The following is a 17,797-nucleotide window of genomic DNA, read 5'->3' as shown; positions in this document are numbered from 1 at the left end:
GCAGCGGAGTCGACGATTGATCTCGACAGTTCACACCACAGGTGTCGTGAGCCCGGTGAGAATCTTCTGTTACTCCGCTGTGACGATCGGAATCACATACTCACCCCCGAAGGAGGAAGAGCATTCCCCTCCACGGGCATGGCGGATGCAGCCACCGTCAACGGGCTCCACGACGAGCGCGACCACCGACCATCGGTACAACACCGTGATCGCGCCTCGTCGCCCCCAGCGACCGATAGTGCGCGGAATATCAACCTTTTCAAGGCCGCCGACCAGTGCCCCCGGCCGGACTCGAACCGGCAACCTGCGGATTAGAAGGCCGATGCTCTATCCATTGAGCTACGGAGGCGCGCGCAAGCGCTAGACCAGCCTACGCCATCAACCTGGCGAGCCAGACCCCACGGGCGGCCGACCCGACGTCGCCTTCGACCTCGACAGTCGGTCACGGCACGGTCGCACTACCATTACGAGAGCACATCGAACCGGGCGTGCGGATGATTCCGCGAGCCGCTCTCAGTCAGTATCCGAACCGCTCTCATCCGGGTCGCAATGCGGCCGCAACAGCACTGCAACCGCCCTGTGACCAGCCGGGATGATGAATCCAAGCGACACAGGTCCCGACGACGGACTTGACGTGTACGCAACATCACACAGGGGAGCGTTACTCTTAGCGGCGACGCCGAAACACCAGTATCGTGAGCGGCACCCCATTACAAGCCCCTGGAAGGACCGAGCCTTGCCCACTTCCGCACTCATTGTGCGTTCCCTCTCTGCTCAGGCCTCGCTGGAACCTCATACCTTCACCGCACCTTTCACTGTGGGGAGGTCGCCCGACAGCGATGTTCAGATCGTCCACCCTCTCGTGTCGCGAACGCATTTGCTGGTGACCCCCACCCCGACTGGCTGGACCGTGAGCTGCCAGGGACGCAACGGCATGCTCGTCAACGGAACCGTCACCCGTGAAGCGCTCATCACCCAGGGCACCCGAATCCAGCTGGGCGATGCCTCCGGACCGGCTCTGGGACTCACTCCGATCGTGTCCGGAGCCGCTCCTCACACAGGAGCCCCGGCTCAGCCACAGTCGGCGCCGAGCGCCCCCTTCATTCCCTCCCAGCCAAGTGCGGCCTCCGCGCCCCAGGTCGGCCCCCTGCCCCAGGCATCCTCCGGCCCGATTCCGACGACGGCCGCCCCAACGCAGGCCCGCCCCATGCCGCAGGCCATGGGATCGGCCTCATCGGCCGCCACCTATATCGCATCGGGTAGCCGGAGTCCCCAGGGAGCGCCATCGTCTAGCTCGGCGAACTCGGGAGCCTTCCCCTCCTCCCGGCACACGCTCAAGTCCTTCCGCATCAGCTCGTCGGGCACCATCGGTCGAGCGCCGGACAACACCCTGGTCCTGGACGACCCGCTCATCTCCAAACACCACGCCCGCATCGACGTCTCGACCAACGGCATGGTCGTCACCGACCTCGGATCCACCAACGGCATCTACGTCGGAGGTCAGCGAGTCCCCCAGGTCCAAGTGACTCAGCCCGTCCTCCTGGGTCTGGGCTCAACCTTCGTCGCCCTGAGCCCTGATGGGCTGTGCGAGGTCCAGGTCGCCGGCGGAGCCGGCGGTGAGCTGGTAGGCAAGGACCTGACCTTCCGCGTCAACAACGGCAGCCTGACACTGCTCGATGGCATTTCCTTCTCCCTGCCGGGCAACGAGCTCCTGGCCGTTGTCGGCCCATCGGGAGCGGGAAAGTCGACGCTGCTCAAGGCCCTCACCGGCGAGCAGAAGGCCCAGGAGGGCCAGGTGCTCTTCAACGGCCTGGACGTGTACGAGCACTATCCGGTCATGCGCAACAAGATCGGTGTGGTACCGCAGAGCGACGTCATCCACTCGGCGCTCACTGTCCGCAAGACCCTGGAGTACGCCGCCGAGCTGCGATTCGCCAAGGACGTCACCAAGGCCGAACGGCGTCAGCGCATTGCCGAGGTCCTGGAGGACCTCGACCTGACCGCGCACGTGGACAAGCGCGTCAAGAAGCTCTCCGGTGGGCAACGCAAGCGGGTCTCAACCGCCATCGAGCTGCTGACCCGGCCCAGCCTGCTGTTCCTCGACGAGCCCACCTCCGGACTGGATCCCCAACTGGACCGTGATGTCATGGACCTGTTGGCGTCCCTGGCACACGGGACTCGTCCCGGCGACAGTGGCCGCACCGTCGTCGTCGTCACCCACAATGAGAACCATATCGACAGAGCGGACAAGGTCCTCATCCTGGCCGCTGGGGGAAAGCCCGTCTACTACGGCTCCCCCCGCGAGGTACTCCCCTACTTCCGCCAACGGCTCAACGAGATCGCTTCCCAGGGCCGATTGCTGCTCAACACCCCCAAGGGCACACTGCCCGACCCGCCCGCGGTGGACGGTTACGCCGATGTCTACGCGCTCATTCGCAACCACACCGCGGAGCTGCGCCAGTACATGGAGGCCACAGTGCCCTCCACGCGCCGCGGTGGAGCTCCCGCGGCGGCGGCCGGACCGGCCACACAGGAGCGTCCGCCCAAGCAGCAGTCCGTACTCAGACAGGTCTCGACCCTGGTGCGCCGCCAGCTCAGAATCGTTGCAGCGGACCCCTCTTACCTTGCCTTCATGCTGCTGCTCCCCATCATCATGGGGCTGCTGACCAAGGCGATCGAGGGAAGCGACGGGTTTGCGGTCCCCCACTACCCAGAGCCCAAACCGCCCACGCCGGAGAATCCCACACCCACGATCGTCAAGTACTCCAGTCAGGCCCTACAGCTTCTGGTCATCCTCATCACCGGGGCGGCCTTCTCCGGGATGTCGGCCACGATCCGCGACCTCATCGGGGAACGCGATGTCTTTCTGCGGGAGAAAGCGGTCGGTCTGAGATCCGGCGCCTACCTCTTCTCCAAGGCGACCATTCTGGCTCTTATCACCACCGTTCAGACCGCACTGATGATGGGGATCGCCCTCGCGCTCAACAAGGGTCCCAGTGACGCCGTCATCCTCGACGGTTGGCCGGGGGTAGAGCTGGCCTTCTGCTGCTGGTCGGTCGCCTTCGTCTCCGGTCTTCTGGGGCTGGCGGTATCGGCGATGGTCTCCTCCTCCGAGCAGGTCATGCCGGTGCTGGTTGTGGTCATCATGGCTCAGCTGGTCCTTTCCGGTGGAATCATCCCGATCGCAGGACGTGCGGTCTTCGAGCAGCTGGCGTGGTTCATGCCATCTCGATGGGGCTATGCGATGGCCTCCTCCACCCTGGAGATGCTCGCTATCCTGCCCAACCGCGACGACGCGTTGTGGAAGCACGAGACCGCGCAGTGGTTGACGGACTACGGCATGCTCTCGGCCATCGGCCTGGCCTGCATGGTGACCTGCTACATCGCCCTGGCCCGCCGCGGGCGGCGCTGATCCCCTCGAACTCCTATACAGGTGCCGGGGTGCCAACCAGATACTGGTTGGCACCCCGGCAGCGTATCTCGGTTATCTGCTGGTAACGCTGGACACCACCAGGTCGTAGTTGTAGGTGCCTCCCTGCCCAAGCATCAGGCGGGCGCCGCTGCTGCCCCCGCCCAGCGGCGGCACCGTGGCGACGTAGGTCCCCTGAGTCTTCCACCCGATTTTTCCGGAATCCGGGGAGACGGCGACGACCAGAGCACCGGTCTCGTCGGATATATAACCCTGCTTGCCAACCTGCATGAGGAGCTGGCCGTCCCTCAAACCACCAATGGGCTTGATGACGCACTGTTCGCCCTTGGCGGGCTCCGGAAGCGCGAGCTTCTTGTCGCCGACCTTGGCCGTGCACGCCTTCACGTCGATCGAGACGTTGATGGTGCCCCGGGGACCGATGACAGGGGTGGTCGAGGACGACGCCTTCGCCAACGACGTGTAGGCCTCCTTGAGCGCCGATGCGTCCAGGGGAACCGACGCGGCCCACTGGTGCTTCTCAGTAAAGCTTCCCGATACGGTGCCCGTTTCACTGCCGTCAGCATCGTAGATCGTCGCGCCTGAGGAGGTGATGCGGGAGAAGGCCTCCGGGCCGGTCTGGATATTGACCCCGCCAGGCAATTGTGTGTCGCTGTCGAAGTTGGGCCTATCGCCGGTCTCGGACATCAGGACGGCACCATCCTTGGCGGACAGCACCTGGATTTGTTTGGACTTGCTCTCATAGGCGAGGACGAACCCGTTGCGCACCCGTCCCTTCTCATAGTGTCCGCCCGCACGCCACTTCTCCTTGCCGGCCGCGTCATAGGCGATCAGAGGGCCGTCTGAGGCCGTTCCCTCGCCGGAGGAGATCACTGCGACGTCGGTCGTGGCGCCCAGGAAGGTGGATCCCTCGGGGAACGGGGCCTTGGAGGTCTTGCCGCTGTCGCTGACCAGCGTGGCCTGCCCGCTTGTACTGCTGCACAGCAACGATGTGCCCGCCCAGAAGCGGGCCTCGTCGCATTCCCCGCTCCACACCTTGCTGGTGCCCTTCCGCGTCAGATCGAACAGGTGCACCTTGCTCATGTTGGAGTACAAGAGCCTGCTCCCGTCCGCGGAGAGATAGGGATCATCGACTTCGGTGTAGCGCTGGTCCTCTTGAACGCGGTTGCCCTCGGGCAGCGCCGCCGGCCATGTACTGTCGACACTCGGCCCGGAGAAGAAATACCACCAACCAGCCCCCACCACTGCCAGAACCGTGACGACCGCGGCCGCCGCCATCCACCACCGGCGACGCGGGCGCCTCGGGGCGAGAGCAGCCGCATCGGCAGGCGTGTAGCCCGTCCCCTGGGGACCGGTCTGGGGGAAGAAGGAAGCGGGAGGAGTCGTGCCTGCCGTATTGGCGGCGTAACCGCCGGGCATACTCGTCGCCATCGGAACAGGGGCTCCCGCACCTGCCTGAGCGCCGCCGACAGCAGAGGCCTGACCGAGGCCACCCGGAACGTTGACACTCTGTCCGGACACCAGAGTCGGTATGGCGGATGCTGTCACTGTGGCCTGAGTCAAACCAGAAAGCACCGTCGGAGCCGTCGCCGCATCCGCTGGCGACGGGGCGTCCCAGTCGTAAGGGACCACGGAAGCCGTCGACTGCGGTGGTGAGGCGAGCCTCGGAGCTGCGGGCATACCCGCCAACGCGGACTGCATCGCCTCCAGGCGCTGAGCGACCAATTCGATGGCGGGGCGCATATTGGGTTGCTTGGCCATCATCGAGGCGATGAGCTCCCACAGGACGTCGGGAAGACCGTCGGGGCGGCCTGCGTCTCGTCGAGCGTGCTGGCTGAGCAGCTGGGCGGGTTCTCCCACGAACGGAGCTGTCCCACAGCTCATCTCATAGAGCATGATGCCCAGTGAGTAGATATCGGCGGCGGAGGTCGGAGCCTGCATCGATAGGATCTCCGGAGCCATGTACAACGGAGTACCGATGACCCCTGTGAGGTGAGAGGCGGAGAAGGTGTCGCAGATCCGTGCCACCCCGAAGTCGGCCAGTCGAGGGACAACGGCCTCCGGCATACCCCATCCTGGAGCAACCCCGGTCGCCACCGTCTCAGCCGGATCGCCGCCTCTGCTCGGACGCGAGCTGAGCAGAACATTGGCGGGCTTGATGTCTCGGTGAACGACTCCAGCCCGATGGACCGAGGAAAGCCCCTGAGCGATACGCGTCCCCAGGGAGGCCACCTGCGCGGGCGGCAACGAACCGCGGGCCCTGAGAAGATCACGCAGGTCCCCGCCGTTGACGTAGTCCATGACGATGGCGAAGGTGGATCCCTCGATGACGACGTCGCGAATGGCGACGACATAAGGACTACGCACTCGCAGCAGCGTCGAACGCTCCTTGATGAAGCGATCGACGACGTCGGGATTCTCCACCAGATCGGCGCGCAGCACCTTGAAGGCCAGGACCTCGCGGGAGTCAGTGCGCCGACCTCGCCAGACCTCGCCCTGGGCGCCTGCCCCGATCCGGGACTCCATGATGTAGGAGCTTCCGAGGTGACGGGAGGCGGGGCTTTGGGTCGTCATGAGGGCTCCGTGTCGCTCAAAGGATGGCAGGTTCCAAAGAGACCTTATCGCGATATTCGCGCGAGCCGGGCGGCCCTGCCACGTGCTCGCCGTGAATCGCACCGCGTTCGCGATCAGCCCGCCGACCTGAAGACCGATAATGCCGACTAGAGTGGATCCCGTGAGCAAGCAGATGACAACCTCAGACCCACTGGTGTGGATCGACTGTGAGATGACGGGCCTGGAACTGAGCACTGATGCGCTCATCGAAGTCGCCGTCGTCGTCACCGACTACGAGCTCAAGCCTTTGGCCGAGGGAATCGATGTACTCATCAGACCTCCTGCCGACGCGCTAGAGCGGATGGGTGACTACGTGCGGAATATGCACACATCCTCAGGGCTGCTCACCGAGCTGGAGGGCGGGCTGACCATGGAGGCGGCTCGCAAGACGGTCCTGGACTATGTGACCTCCCTTGTGCCCGAGCCCCGGACCGCCCAGCTCGCCGGGAACTCGGTGGGCACGGACAAGGCGTTCCTGGCGCGCGACATGCCCGAGCTCATCGAGCACCTTCACTACCGGATCGTGGATGTCTCCTCCCTCAAAGAACTGGCCAAGCGCTGGTACCCCAGGACCTTCTTCCATGCCCCGAAGAAGGCCGGGGGGCACCGTGCGCTGGCGGACATCCTGGAGTCCATCGACGAGCTGCGCTACTACCGCGCAGTTCTGTTCCCGCACGGCGAGGGGCCGAGCTCTCAGGAATGCAAGGAGGCAGCCGAACGCATCCTGGAAGAACCAACCAGGTGAGAGGATCGATCACATTCACGACGTGACGCAGTGCACCGAGTTCGGTTTGGTGCACGAGGAGCTGAGCGGATACAGTACCGACTCGTTGCGGCTTTTGCCGTACACGGTGGCTGTAGCTCAGTCGGCAGAGCGCCTGGTTGTGGTCCAGGAGGTCGCGGGTTCAAACCCCGTCAGCCACCCCGCTCCTCGGTTTCGGGTAAGCCGTACGTCCCTCTCGTTGTCAAGGTTCCGTCTGACTGAGAGATTCGACGGACGCGATACCGCGAGCCCGGGGCAAATCCTGACAACGCTCCGGTGCCGACGCTGGAGACGCAACTCACCTGAGCACTTCTATCCCCTCTTGTGTTATTAGGCCCTCGGGTTGCTTGATGCTCTCGCAACCTGATGTTCGAGAAAGTCTCTCCCATGCAACGCCGTGACTTCCTGCTCGCCCTGGCCGCCGGAACCGCAGGCTGCCTCACCGCCTGTGCTGAGATGCAGCCGACATCCCGCTCCGCCTCGTCGACCCCGCCCCCTACGCAGGCCTCGCCCTCGGGGGCCGCGTCCCCCTCGCAGACGCCTTCCCCGACACCTTCGCTCAGCCCCCTGCACCTTCAGGACGGGCCACCCCCGCTACCCGCTCCCACCCCGGTGGATCCACTCATCACCAGCCTTCCGGAGAACGTCGGCAACGTCGTGGCCATCACCGTCGACGACGGCGTTGACTCCTCAGTCGTGGACGCCTATCTGGACTTCGCCAAGGATTCGGGAGTCCGCCTGACCTTCTTCGTCACGGGCGTCTACCCGAGCTGGACCGACAACCGGAACAAGCTGGCGCCCCTCGTGGAATCGGGGCAGGTTCAGCTGGCCAACCACACCTGGACGCACCCGGATCTGACGACGTTGTCAGAGGGGGAGATCATCGACGAGCTCACCCAGTGTGAGAACCTGCTGCGCAACACCTACGGCATCACCGGGGCGCCCTTCATCCGACCTCCCTACGGCGGTCGCAACTCCTTCACCGACTCGGCCTGCGCCAAAGCGGGTTACACGACCGCGACCATGTGGTACGGATCGTTCGGAGATTCCGGCCTGCTCACACAGGACGTGCTCCTCGGAGAGGCGCAGAAGTGGCTGCTCGCGCAGCACATCGTTATCGGTCACGCGAACTTCCCCACCGTCACCCAGCTCTACGGACAGATCATCGACATCCTGCGTCAGCGTTCCCTGCTGACCGCCACGCTCGACGACGTCTACTTCGGCCCCGGACACAGCCGTCGCGTCTGACGCGGCTCACAGCGCTCAATCCTCCTCAGCCTGGCAGCACTCCTGCATCCGCGAAGCATCGATCTCCGGGGTCCGCGGCAGATAGACGATCTCACAGCGCCCTTCGAGCTGCTCGTTGAAGGTGTCAACCCAGTCGTCTCCGATGACGAAGACATCGATGCCGTACTCGTCGATGTCCTGGCTCTTCTGACCCCATGTCTGCTCGGGGATGACCAGGTCCACGTAACGAATGGCCTCGAGCATCGCCTTGCGCTGTTCATAGGAGAAGTAGGCGCACTTTCCCTTGGAGACGCTGAACTCGTCGGTAGACAGTGCGACAATCAGATAGTCACCCATCGCCTTGGCTCGACGCAACAGCTCGATGTGCCCGTAGTGGAGCAGGTCGAAGGAGCCATAGGTGATCACACGTTTCATCAGAATTGTCCTCAGGATCAGAGCGATCGATTTTTGTGCGAATCATACAAAAACCGATCATGTTGTCGTTGATTGCGCGTATGGAGATTCAACGCGCTTGCCGTTAAGTCTAGGCAGTTCTCCCCCCTCAAAACCCCCTTGTTACTCCTCTGCAGCAGGCTGCCGACTATGGCAACCGTCACCCATTATCGTTTAACCCAATGAATGCGCCGAACTGAGAGCCAGGGCCAGAAGCGCACGAGAACCAGCTGAGGCCGTCATGTGACCGAACCCCGGTATTCCCTGGTATCACAACGATTACAGGGAGTTTCAGCCCAGTCACGGCAGGCCGTGAACGTCACATTCTGATTGCAGACAGCTCAATCATGACGACGGCCGCTTTTACAGTTGTCCGACACAACTAACGTTGTGAGAAAGCAAGTAAAGAAGGCCTTCCTCCCGGGCCTCACCCATCCCAGCGGTCTGGAGGTCGCCAGTGGTCGTCGTCACCCCCACTCGGACCTTCACGGGGCCCGCTCGCGCAACCTCAGGTTCCCCGTCCCTGTCCACCTCGGCGCCCTATCTCCTTACCGATTTCTCGGCAGCACGTCGAGACATGACCTTCCGGGCACTATGACTATGCCTGGCAAGCCTTATCAGGATGCTCATGTCAACGCATCGGTTTCTCCGCCCCCGCATGTTGTTGACAGGAATCACGGCCGCGGTTCTCATTCAGGTGACGGCACGGTGCGCGACATAGCAGCACTGACCGTGGGCGTCCACACGGGTCATGCCATTCATCGTTGTCGCAGGCGCGGGATTCATGGCCGAATCCTGTTACCGCTATCTCATCACGGAGGTGCACCTGCTGCCGCGGACGGCCAGTGTCGGTGGATCGGTTGTCGCCATGACGGACCAGTGGAGAGGCCGATAAAGGTGGCGGGCTGGAGCACGACGAACCCTGGAGCTGCAGATGCTTGCCTCATGAGCGTCCTGCTCTTGAGCGGGCTTGTGGCGACCGCTGTCATCTCCGTGCCCCCGACCGCAACCGCCATACCGATTCTGAGGAGGGCCCGCATCATGGGCGTGGCGAGAATCGACTCCCTTCACCACTGCCCTGTCCCCCGTGGCTACGGACTCACCGTCGTTCTAACAGCCTCGCTCGCTGCCTGGGCGGCCGTCCTCATGGCGACGCGCGATCGGAGCCCGGTCCGGGTCATAACGAAGTTCGACGTCGTTCTCACAGGTCTGGCGACGATGCTCACCTTCGCACTGGTTGGTCTCAGCGGGACCGTGTTCTCCCTGTCGGTCAACGCCCATCCCGTCCTCCGTCTCGCCCTGGGGATGGGGCCCGGTTGGACTGTATGCAGCGTCTTGGAGTCCTCCCTGCGGTGGGCGCCGGCATGCTCTGGAGATCGGTTCTTCTGGCGGATCTGGCCGCCGTCTCCTGCTCCCGCCGGCGGTGAACAGCCTTCCCACCCGCGGCCGGCTCTGGACGCTTCATCCCGCATAGCCATGATCCTGCTCCTCCATCTGCAGATACCCTCCGTCATCGGAGCACCAAATCTTGTCCCCACACCACACAGAGCGGGGTAAGGACATGCGGTTCCCTCTTCTCATCCACTACTGGGCTCCCGAAGTCGGCGCCACGCAGGTCATCGAGGAGATGCGCACCCGAGCACTATGGCTCATGAACGGTGAGCTCATCGAGGACGGCCCAGGCCCCCAGATCACTCATGACTACCGATGGCGGTCCTGGAACACCACCAAGAACAAGCCGGAGAAGGCCATCACGACCCTGACCGCGTGTCGGGAGAAGTGGAAACCGGCAGGGGTGCGGATCCAGCACTCAGAGAGTCGCACATCGCCTTACCGACACGCTCGAGGAGTATGACCATGTGCAGTACAAAAAGTACGCTGACAGGACGAATCACCGTCTACGGATCCTGCGTGGCCAGGGACGCGGCCCGCGAGATGGAGAAACGGGGCTGGAGCGTCGAACGTTATGTCGCCCGCCAATCCCTCATTAGTGCGGGAAGGCCGGCGGATGTGGGCGACGTCGATCTATCGTTACTGCCATCGCCTTTCGCCCGTCGCTCCTTTCTGTCCGACATGGTGGGGAACCTGGAGGCGCAGCTGACATCCGTCGCCGCACGCACGGATCTACTGCTGTGGGACCTGACCGACGAGCGTCTTGGCGTCCTGGAGACGGCTCCCGGGGCCTTCTTGACCCGTTCGGCAGAAGCTCTGACGGCGGGCCTCTACAAGGGACTCGCCGCCAGGTTTCTCGAGCTGGGGACAGCGGAGCACCTACACCTGTGGAGGCCTGCCCTTCTGCATTTCGGCAGTCTCCTGGATCGACTCGGCCTCACGGACAAGACGATTCTGATCAACGTGCCATGGGCTACGAGGACCACCTCCGGCGAGTCGATGGTCCCGAGCTGGGGACAGGCGGCAATGGAGGCCAACTGGGTGATGCCCCGCTACATCGACCTGGTCCGCAGGGAAACCGATGTGCGGATCCTGCACGTCCCCGACGAGCTCGTCATCGCCGATGACGCGCATCGCCGGGGTTCAGCCCCGTTCCACTACGTCGATTCCTTGTACTCCTGGATCGCCGACGAGCTGGAGATCGCTCAGGCTCCCCGCAGCCTCGCGCCGGTGCTCTGACCTCCATCAATCCTCCAAAACTTCGAGGACTCGTCCATGCCGCTCGAAGAACCGGCTCGGAGTTTTCCACAGGGCCGTGTCAAAGTCTGGCGGTCGGGGCGTGTGTGCAGGTAATGTCAATACACCGCTCGGACGGGCACTGCCGCCCGCCCAGGTGGCCTGAGGAGTTGTTTCGGTGGCGAGGAGGCTATCGGTGATGAGCACGTCCCTACGATCTCTGACTCGCGTACGAGCGCACAGGGCGGCCGCCGAGTGCGGTCGGTCCGGTTCTCGTCTGGGGCGCCGCCGGGCGGCCGCCGGTTTGGCGGTGGTATGCGTCCTGGCCCTGGGGGCGGCGGGCTGCGCGCTGAAGGACGCGCGGGCGGAGGCCAGTGCGAGCGCCAGTGCCAGCGCGTCTGCAGCCGTCGCCCGGGCCGAGAAGGGAATCGCCGACGCCAACGCCTCAGCGACCGCCTCCCGAGAAGCCGCCCTGACCCCCGAACTCAAGACCCAGCGCGACACCGCCCTAGCCGAACCCGCACCCATCAAACCCGACCAGATGAACGAGGAAACCGCAGAAGGCGCAGCAGCCAGCGTCGGCTACTTCCTCGACCTCTACCGCTACGCCTACGTAACCGGCAACACCACCGAACTCGCAGCCATGAGCGAAAACCAGTGCAAGTTCTGCCACTCAACAATCGATAACGCCACGAATCTACACAACGCAGGAGGGTGGGCTGACAAGTGGGAACAGGATGTCAGTAACATTAGGTATTATGAAAAGCTTGAGGGGTACGACTACAACAGGGTTGAAGCCACCGTAAGTCATCAAACGATCACATCCCATCCAGGAGGAGAGGAAGCCGCCGAAACATCAAGTCCAACTGAGGATGAGGTACTTGACTTTGCTGTACGTTACAGCAATGGTCGATGGATGATTGGTGGAGTGAGGGTTGAATCAGAATGATCTACCGTGCTGTCTTACTGAGTTTCGTTATGGCCACCCACCTCCCACTATGCACTGAAAACAATTACGGAGACAAATCTTCACAAGGCGATATCTCCTACTCATTCCAGACACAAGATAACACCCCTAATGTTCGCGGAGAAAAAAGCGAGACCATCACCGAGGAAGGCCCCTCTGACTCTGGTGACGCCGCGTCGCCGCCTCGTCCGAAGGTGACGGCCTCTGACCCGTCGATGTGGGACGAGAAACCCCACCAAAAATGCACCGACAACGGCGACGAACACCCTGAGATTCACTGCGTGAACAACGGGCTGCTCCAGCCCTCCGGACCCGAGGAGCCCAACGGCGGCCCCCGCACGATCACGATCACCACCCGCCAAGCCGCCACACTCATCGCACAGGGCTCGGGCATCACCCGCCAACCACCCGGCCCGAAAGTCATCATCTCCAAAGCCTTCATCGTCTACACCGACCCCACCCCCCGCTACCAGACCACCACCATCCTGGACACAGCAATCGAGGTCGAGTTCACCCCCATCTCCTACACCTGGAACTGGGGAGACGGAACCACCACAACCACCACCGACCCCGGAGCCCCCTACCCGAACCACACCGTCACCCACCACTACAAACACACCGACAAGAACATCACCACCACCCTAACCACCACCTGGACAACCAGATACCGCCCCACCGGCCACACCAACTGGCACACAATCGAAGGCACCATCACCACCACCGAAACCTCCACCCCCTACGACCTCGTACGCATCATCACCTACCTCACCGACGACGCCGAAGAAGCCCAAGGACACTAACTCAGCCCTCCCGTGTCGACCGTGGCCGTCTCGGCAACAGGGGAACCCGGGGAGCGTCGCCTCCGGACTAGCGTTGCCCGCCGTGATTCCAGTGGGGAGCCGGCCGATATCGTTCGCGGCACAGCGTGCAGGCTCGGCCTGCGCACCGGCGAACTCGCCGGTGCAGAGCTCCACGACCTCGCCGTCGCGCACCACGGCGACCTCCAGTAGGTCCGTCCGTAGCGGGATGCTGGCCCGCCCCCTGACACCGAGGTGCTTCCACGGGTTGCGGAGGATCCGGGCGACGTAGCGCCCCGGCTCTGACCAGGCGGTCCGAGCCGGGGAACCGCCGGAGGCCCACTTGTCATGGCGGCAGACGGCACCGGGCGCATCGACGATCCGGCCGGCGAAAGGAATGGATTCGGACGGTTCCGTCCCAGAACCGGAAGTCGAGCGGGTGCGGAGCTCGTTTCCCGTGGTGGACGGGGGCAAGCGCGTATCAAATCGTGTTGCGACGGAGCTGCTTGGTGAGGCGAGCACAGGCTCCGGCGTCGAGCAGGATGAGGTCCTCGGGGGCGAGGACCCGTCCGGATACGACATCCTCCACCGCCTGGTACACCTGCGCGGAGGTGTCAGCGCCGATGGCGCCTATGGCCTCGTGCCGGGCTCGGTAGTGGTCCGTGTCCGATCGGCCGCGGGGGTCCCAGACGATACCGACGCAGCCGGCGACCATGCCCTCGTCGAGGACGGAGGACCGGTCGGAGACAACTGCCCACGAGCGGACGAGCTGGTCGGGAAGTCCTCGTCCAGTGACCGCCGGGATGCCCAGGGCCTTGAACCATTCAGGAGCGCTCAGCGCGAGCTTGGGGTGGGCGAAGAGGACGGCACGGTGTCCTGTACGAGTCAGACCTGCGGCCAGCTCGAGCCAGGGCCGGTAGAGATCGTTGAGAAGCCCGACGGCGCCAGGATCGGTCTTCAGAGCACGTGCGACCTCCGGGTCCCAGGTGGGGGCCAGCAGGATGCGGTCCCGCTTCTGTCCCAGCAGACTGTAGAGGTGGTCATGGCGGGGAAATCCAGTGCGCCAGACCTCTCGGTCAGTGAGCGTGTAGGAGGTGTGGTCCGCGGTAAGACCCGTCTGCTCGGGTGTGGTGGCGCATATGACGACGTCCAGGCGGATACTGTTGAACCAGCGCCACATGTCGCGCATGGTCATGCCGTGCTGGAGGAAGACGACGCGCTGATCGGAGCCCGTGCCCGAGCCGGTGGTGAGCCGGTGTTCGATGAGGGGGTCACCGATATCGGACAGGAGGATGGTCTCGGCGCCGGTCCAGGCGGCGTCGAAGCCCGGACCGGTGGGGTCGATGAGGACGAAGCCGTCCTGCGCGAGCCGGTCCCAGTCCGGGCAGGTGCGTTCGATGACGAAGATGTGACGGACGCTGGGGGCGTGGGTACGGGCATGGCGGTACAGCGGCTCGGCGTTGTCACCGGCGCTGTCGTGGCGGTCCATGTATAGCCAGGTTCGGGGCCAGTCGGTCGGGGACGAGGCCGTGTACGGGGAGGGTGCCGCGGACGAGACCGAGGAAGACGCTGAGGACGACGGTGGCGAGGGCGCCGTCGAGGCCGATGACGCAGCAGTCTGCCGTCCCCGGTCCTCCGTGGTGCCGCGGCTGAACATCCTGGCCAGACGCCGGCGCAGTCCGGGCGATGACGAGTTGCGCCTGCGGTGACCAGGCACAGTTTCGGGGGGCTTGGGGTCGCCCTGGTAGGGGGCGACGGGAAGTTCCTGACCGTTGATGACGGCGGAGATCTTTCCCTTGGGCAGCCAGACGATGCGCTCGTGGAGCACCACCTCGTCGAAGTAGCGGAGGTCGACCGTCTTGGCGCTGGTGGGGCTGACCCAGGCGCCGTCAACTCTCCACTGCTCCGTCGGCTTGGCACCGGTATAGAAGTAGGTGGCCTTCTGGTCGCGGCGGAATCTGCGGCTCGGAGGAAGGACCGGAGCAGGCATGGGGCCCCCGGCCATGGCCGCCAACGCGGTACGGCGCCCCACTGCCAGTGGCGTGGAGCAGTACGCCTCGATCTGGGCGGCGGGAACGCGTTGGGCGACGGCACGCAGAAGCCGGGCCACCTCGGTGCGCTCAACGGCCGTAAGCCCGGCTGAGGGGTAGCGCAGCCCCCGGTCGGCCTCGGCGACCTGGATGAGGCGATGGATGACGAGCTGGTGGACCCAAGCGGGGAGAGGGTCGTCGGCCTGAAGCCATGTCGGGAGGATCGTGCCCAGCAGGTGGCGGTAATGGTCGGCCTCGCCCCAGGCACCGGGGGGAGGCGAGGCATGGCGGATGACAGCGGGGCCGTCGTGGAGGCCGAGGCGGTTGCCGTTGGCCGCAATATGGGCGATGAGCCCGCTCAGGCCAGCATTCTCGTTATCACCGCCGGAACCATCGGCGTCGTCGACATTGCGAAGAGGGCCCGTACTGCCCCAGTCCGGCAGACCTCGCCGGGGAACGGTGAGCACGACACCGCTGATGGTGTCGGGAAAGATGTAAGGCTCGGCGGTCAAGTCCACAATGCGACTGCCGTGGTTGAAACGCCACTGAAGACGGTCATCCCGGGTGCCGTCGGGGCGGATCACCGCTGACGGCGTCAAGAGGGGCCCGACGGCGTCGCTCGATCCGCGCTGGGCCAAAGAGGTGAGGTAGCCCGGCTCAACCCTGTCACCGGCCTTCAGGAACAGGATCCGGCTTCCGGCGGGCAGCGGTCTGAGGGCCTGGGCCACGACTGTCGGATCGGGGCAGCCGATGGGAGCGATCCCGGTTTCGGGAAGGTCCCGCTGAAGAGAGTCGAGCGTGTCCTGACCACCTGCGGAACCGATGATGATGACGTGCATGGTCTCGGTGCTGCGGGTGTTCATGAGGTGGGCATCTCCATTTCGTGGGGCGGTCCCCAATGACCAATGGTGGACGTCATAAGCAGCTCCATGGTGGAGATATCCCAGGTGTGTCCGAAAGTCGCTCCGCGGCGCTGGACATACCCGAACCGGGAGGCCGAATAAATACGGACCCCAGCACCTACGCACTCGTTAAGGAAACCGACGCCCTCCCCGAGGGTCTTCTCGGGAAAACTGACGTCGCACGCCAGATCTGTACGGGCCACCAGCGTAAACCCGGAGACGGAGGCCGTATAGCGGTGTCCCCAGTCGGCGAAGCACAGCACCAGCAGATCCGGGCCTCTCAGGTGCAGGTAGTGGGAGCGCTTGCCGACGACCTCGGCGCAGGCGTACTCGGCTACGGCGAGGGACTCGACGAGGCAGGGTCGCCACGGAGGCCGTCACCGATTCTGGCGATGCAGTCGGCCTCCACACGGGTGAGCACAAGGTTGTAGCAGCTCCCAGAGGGTTACTGGTCTTCGCCTCACCCCAGTCCTCAAGGCCCAGCTCGCGTGCACGAATCTGCTGCCTGCGTGCGGGCTGAAGCTATGGGTGAGGATGACCGGCGCCATCGTGGCCCGCTGCCGGCAGGGGGCGTGTGCGGCGCCGAGTACGGGCAGGCCTGCTCCGAGCGCAGGGGTCGGCGCAACGGCTGCCGCCACCGGGCCCCGGCACCCGGTGAGGCACGATCGACGTGGCTGTCCCCAAGCTGCGGACCGGCTCGTACTTCCCCGACCACCACTCCAACATCCGTCTGGTCGGCGCCGTCCCGACCGAACAGGCCGACAAGCGGACCGAAGTGAAGGCCGCCGTTACCTCAGCCTGGAGACTCTCAAACAGTGCAGTCGATGCTTCTGAGGACAGCGTCCTCGGCACCCATAACTGTCTTCATTCTCCTGTAGATTTCGCTCTGCATCGGCTCGTATTGCCGTTTCAGGTTCTTCACTTTCCCACATCAAGACGTCTCTGTTCAGCGCAGACGCATATCTTTCTTGATCCGATTCGTCGATACTTCGGGGGTACGGGGAAAGTAGACGATCTCACACAGCCCCTTGAGCTGTTCGTCGAACTCTCCGCTCCAGTCGTCACCCATGACGAAAACATCAATATCGTACTTGGAAATGTCCTCGATCTTCTGCCCCCAGGTCAGCTCTGGAACCACGAGGTCCACGTATCGAATGGCCTCGAGCATCGCCTTTCGTTCCTCATATGAGAAGTAGGCCCGTTTCCCTTTTCCAGCGTTGAACTCATCACTGGAGAGCGCCACCACCAGAAAGTCACCCAGCGCTCGTGCGCGCTTCAGCAGTGCAATATGACCATAGTGGAGCAGGTCATAAGTGCCGTAGGTGATCACACGTTTCATCGAATTACTTCCTGGTCGGGTGTTCGAGGGCCACCCATATGATGGCGCACAGGACAAACCACCATGAGTATTACCTGGTCGCAAGCCAGCATCGAAGGCGTCACAGAACCGACGCAATACTGATATATGACTGAAATACGCTGAGCCTCCACGGTCAATCCGTCACAGTCTCATCAGTTCGAATACCACGCACCCTCATCATATTCTTCTTAGAGGTTCTTTTTCAGGACACGGATACTATTCATGGGGTGCCGCCTCTGGCTGTCCGCAGAGCGTCCCGCACCTGCGGTCGGTGCGGTCATGAACTCGATGTCGGCGTCCTTCAGGCGACGCCCGTTACCTTGTTGGTGGTCCCGGGTGGTCCGGGGCTGGGCCAGCTGCTGTGGGCATGATGTCTTGCCCCTGTCCTTAGATGATCCGGGGGGGGTGTTGTCACCCGCAGCAGCCGGGCGCTGGTGACCGCTGATAAGGGGAACGGCCCGCAGTGTGTGAGGTCTTTCGTAACGTGGGTGCGGGACCTGTCGTCCACCGGCTGGCCCCGCACCCATACAGCGAGAGGCGGCACGAAGATGAATATCGAGGACATCGAGGTCTTCATCGGCACCGGGCGTCGGCAAGGAGCGAGCACTGGGCCACTGCCCTGAACCGGGA

General features: G+C 63.8%; 12 protein-coding genes and 2 tRNA genes. 9 read left to right on the top strand and 5 right to left on the bottom strand.

The annotated features are described in order from the left end of the window. Positions 1 to 276: 276 nt before the first annotated feature. A tRNA-Arg gene (locus FK256_RS12195) sits at positions 277 to 349 on the bottom strand. Positions 350 to 736: 387 nt separating this feature from the next. On the opposite strand from FK256_RS12195, the gene FK256_RS12190 reads away from it, so the two are divergent. Then, positions 737 to 3,412: an ATP-binding cassette domain-containing protein gene (locus FK256_RS12190; RefSeq protein WP_141424947.1), complete on the top strand. Its 2,676-nt coding sequence runs from the start codon at positions 737 to 739 to the stop codon at positions 3,410 to 3,412. Between the two features lie 72 nt (positions 3,413 to 3,484). Here the strand turns inward: FK256_RS12190 and FK256_RS12185 are convergent, their stop codons facing one another. Continuing rightward, positions 3,485 to 6,001, bottom strand: a complete 2,517-nt coding sequence (locus tag FK256_RS12185; RefSeq protein WP_141424946.1) for a serine/threonine-protein kinase — start codon at positions 5,999 to 6,001, stop codon at positions 3,485 to 3,487. A 172-nt stretch (positions 6,002 to 6,173) separates the two neighbouring features. Between FK256_RS12185 and orn the strand changes: the two genes are divergently transcribed. The 3 genes from orn to FK256_RS12170 all read left to right on the top strand — a co-directional run bounded on the left by orn (position 6,174) and on the right by FK256_RS12170 (position 8,051). Further along, positions 6,174 to 6,785 carry an oligoribonuclease gene (gene orn, locus FK256_RS12180; RefSeq protein ID WP_039892408.1) on the top strand — a complete coding sequence of 204 codons (612 nt, stop codon included), beginning with the start codon at positions 6,174 to 6,176 and terminating at the stop codon, positions 6,783 to 6,785. Between the two features lie 106 nt (positions 6,786 to 6,891). After that, positions 6,892 to 6,964 (top strand) — tRNA-His (locus FK256_RS12175). A 226-nt stretch (positions 6,965 to 7,190) separates the two neighbouring features. After that, complete coding sequence (locus FK256_RS12170; protein WP_141424945.1) at positions 7,191 to 8,051, top strand: polysaccharide deacetylase family protein; 861 nt, start codon at positions 7,191 to 7,193, stop codon at positions 8,049 to 8,051. 15 nt (positions 8,052 to 8,066) lie between these two features. Here the strand turns inward: FK256_RS12170 and tagD (FK256_RS12165) are convergent, their stop codons facing one another. Further along, a complete protein-coding gene (gene tagD / locus FK256_RS12165) occupies positions 8,067 to 8,465 on the bottom strand; it encodes a glycerol-3-phosphate cytidylyltransferase (RefSeq protein WP_141424944.1) in 399 nt (132 codons plus the stop codon). A 963-nt stretch (positions 8,466 to 9,428) separates the two neighbouring features. Between tagD (FK256_RS12165) and FK256_RS12155 the strand changes: the two genes are divergently transcribed. The 5 genes from FK256_RS12155 to FK256_RS14910 all read left to right on the top strand — a co-directional run bounded on the left by FK256_RS12155 (position 9,429) and on the right by FK256_RS14910 (position 12,878). Continuing rightward, positions 9,429 to 10,040, top strand: coding sequence for a hypothetical protein (locus tag FK256_RS12155; protein ID WP_141424943.1), 612 nt, complete (start codon positions 9,429 to 9,431; stop codon positions 10,038 to 10,040). 4 nt (positions 10,041 to 10,044) lie between these two features. Beyond that, positions 10,045 to 10,338, top strand: coding sequence for a hypothetical protein (locus FK256_RS12150; protein ID WP_244936422.1), 294 nt, complete (start codon positions 10,045 to 10,047; stop codon positions 10,336 to 10,338). 2 nt (positions 10,339 to 10,340) lie between these two features. Continuing rightward, positions 10,341 to 11,114: a DUF6270 domain-containing protein gene (locus FK256_RS12145; RefSeq protein ID WP_141424942.1), complete on the top strand. Its 774-nt coding sequence runs from the start codon at positions 10,341 to 10,343 to the stop codon at positions 11,112 to 11,114. A 196-nt stretch (positions 11,115 to 11,310) separates the two neighbouring features. Next, positions 11,311 to 12,060 (top strand): DUF6318 family protein, encoded by a 750-nt coding sequence (locus FK256_RS12140; RefSeq protein WP_244936420.1) that lies wholly within the window; start codon positions 11,311 to 11,313, stop codon positions 12,058 to 12,060. Next, positions 12,057 to 12,878, top strand: coding sequence for a zinc transporter (locus FK256_RS14910; RefSeq protein ID WP_425321595.1), 822 nt, complete (start codon positions 12,057 to 12,059; stop codon positions 12,876 to 12,878). Before FK256_RS12140 ends, FK256_RS14910 begins: the two co-directional genes overlap by 4 nt. A gap of 478 nt (positions 12,879 to 13,356) precedes the next feature. Here the strand turns inward: FK256_RS14910 and FK256_RS12130 are convergent, their stop codons facing one another. Both FK256_RS12130 and tagD (FK256_RS12120) read right to left on the bottom strand, forming a co-directional pair. Further along, complete coding sequence (locus FK256_RS12130; RefSeq protein ID WP_141424940.1) at positions 13,357 to 15,768, bottom strand: hypothetical protein; 2,412 nt, start codon at positions 15,766 to 15,768, stop codon at positions 13,357 to 13,359. Positions 15,769 to 16,753: 985 nt separating this feature from the next. Beyond that, positions 16,754 to 17,146 (bottom strand): glycerol-3-phosphate cytidylyltransferase, encoded by a 393-nt coding sequence (gene tagD, locus FK256_RS12120; protein WP_141424939.1) that lies wholly within the window; start codon positions 17,144 to 17,146, stop codon positions 16,754 to 16,756. Positions 17,147 to 17,797: the final 651 nt, after the last annotated feature.

The sequence above is a fragment of the Actinomyces johnsonii genome (assembly GCF_006546835.1).
Taxonomy (GTDB): Bacteria; Actinomycetota; Actinomycetes; order Actinomycetales; family Actinomycetaceae; genus Actinomyces; species Actinomyces johnsonii.
The sequence above is the reverse complement of the archived record's forward strand: the minus strand, read 5'-3'. Positions and strand labels throughout refer to the sequence as shown.

Bases quoted from the DNA above. Each gene is read 5' to 3' on its own strand.
- FK256_RS12185 (WP_141424946.1), bottom strand. From the start codon at position 6,001: ATGACGACCCAAAGCCCCGCCTCCCGTCACCTCGGAAGCTCCTACATC.
- tagD (WP_141424939.1), bottom strand. From the start codon at position 17,146: ATGAAACGTGTGATCACCTACGGCACTTATGACCTGCTCCACTATGGT.
- FK256_RS12145 (WP_141424942.1), top strand. From the start codon at position 10,341: ATGTGCAGTACAAAAAGTACGCTGACAGGACGAATCACCGTCTACGGA.
- FK256_RS12170 (WP_141424945.1), top strand. From the start codon at position 7,191: ATGCAACGCCGTGACTTCCTGCTCGCCCTGGCCGCCGGAACCGCAGGC.
- FK256_RS12130 (WP_141424940.1), bottom strand. From the start codon at position 15,768: ATGAACACCCGCAGCACCGAGACCATGCACGTCATCATCATCGGTTCC.
- tagD (WP_141424944.1), bottom strand. From the start codon at position 8,465: ATGAAACGTGTGATCACCTATGGCTCCTTCGACCTGCTCCACTACGGG.
- FK256_RS12150 (WP_244936422.1), top strand. From the start codon at position 10,045: ATGCGGTTCCCTCTTCTCATCCACTACTGGGCTCCCGAAGTCGGCGCC.
- FK256_RS12155 (WP_141424943.1), top strand. From the start codon at position 9,429: ATGAGCGTCCTGCTCTTGAGCGGGCTTGTGGCGACCGCTGTCATCTCC.
- orn (WP_039892408.1), top strand. From the start codon at position 6,174: ATGACAACCTCAGACCCACTGGTGTGGATCGACTGTGAGATGACGGGC.
- FK256_RS14910 (WP_425321595.1), top strand. From the start codon at position 12,057: ATGATCTACCGTGCTGTCTTACTGAGTTTCGTTATGGCCACCCACCTC.
- FK256_RS12140 (WP_244936420.1), top strand. From the start codon at position 11,311: ATGAGCACGTCCCTACGATCTCTGACTCGCGTACGAGCGCACAGGGCG.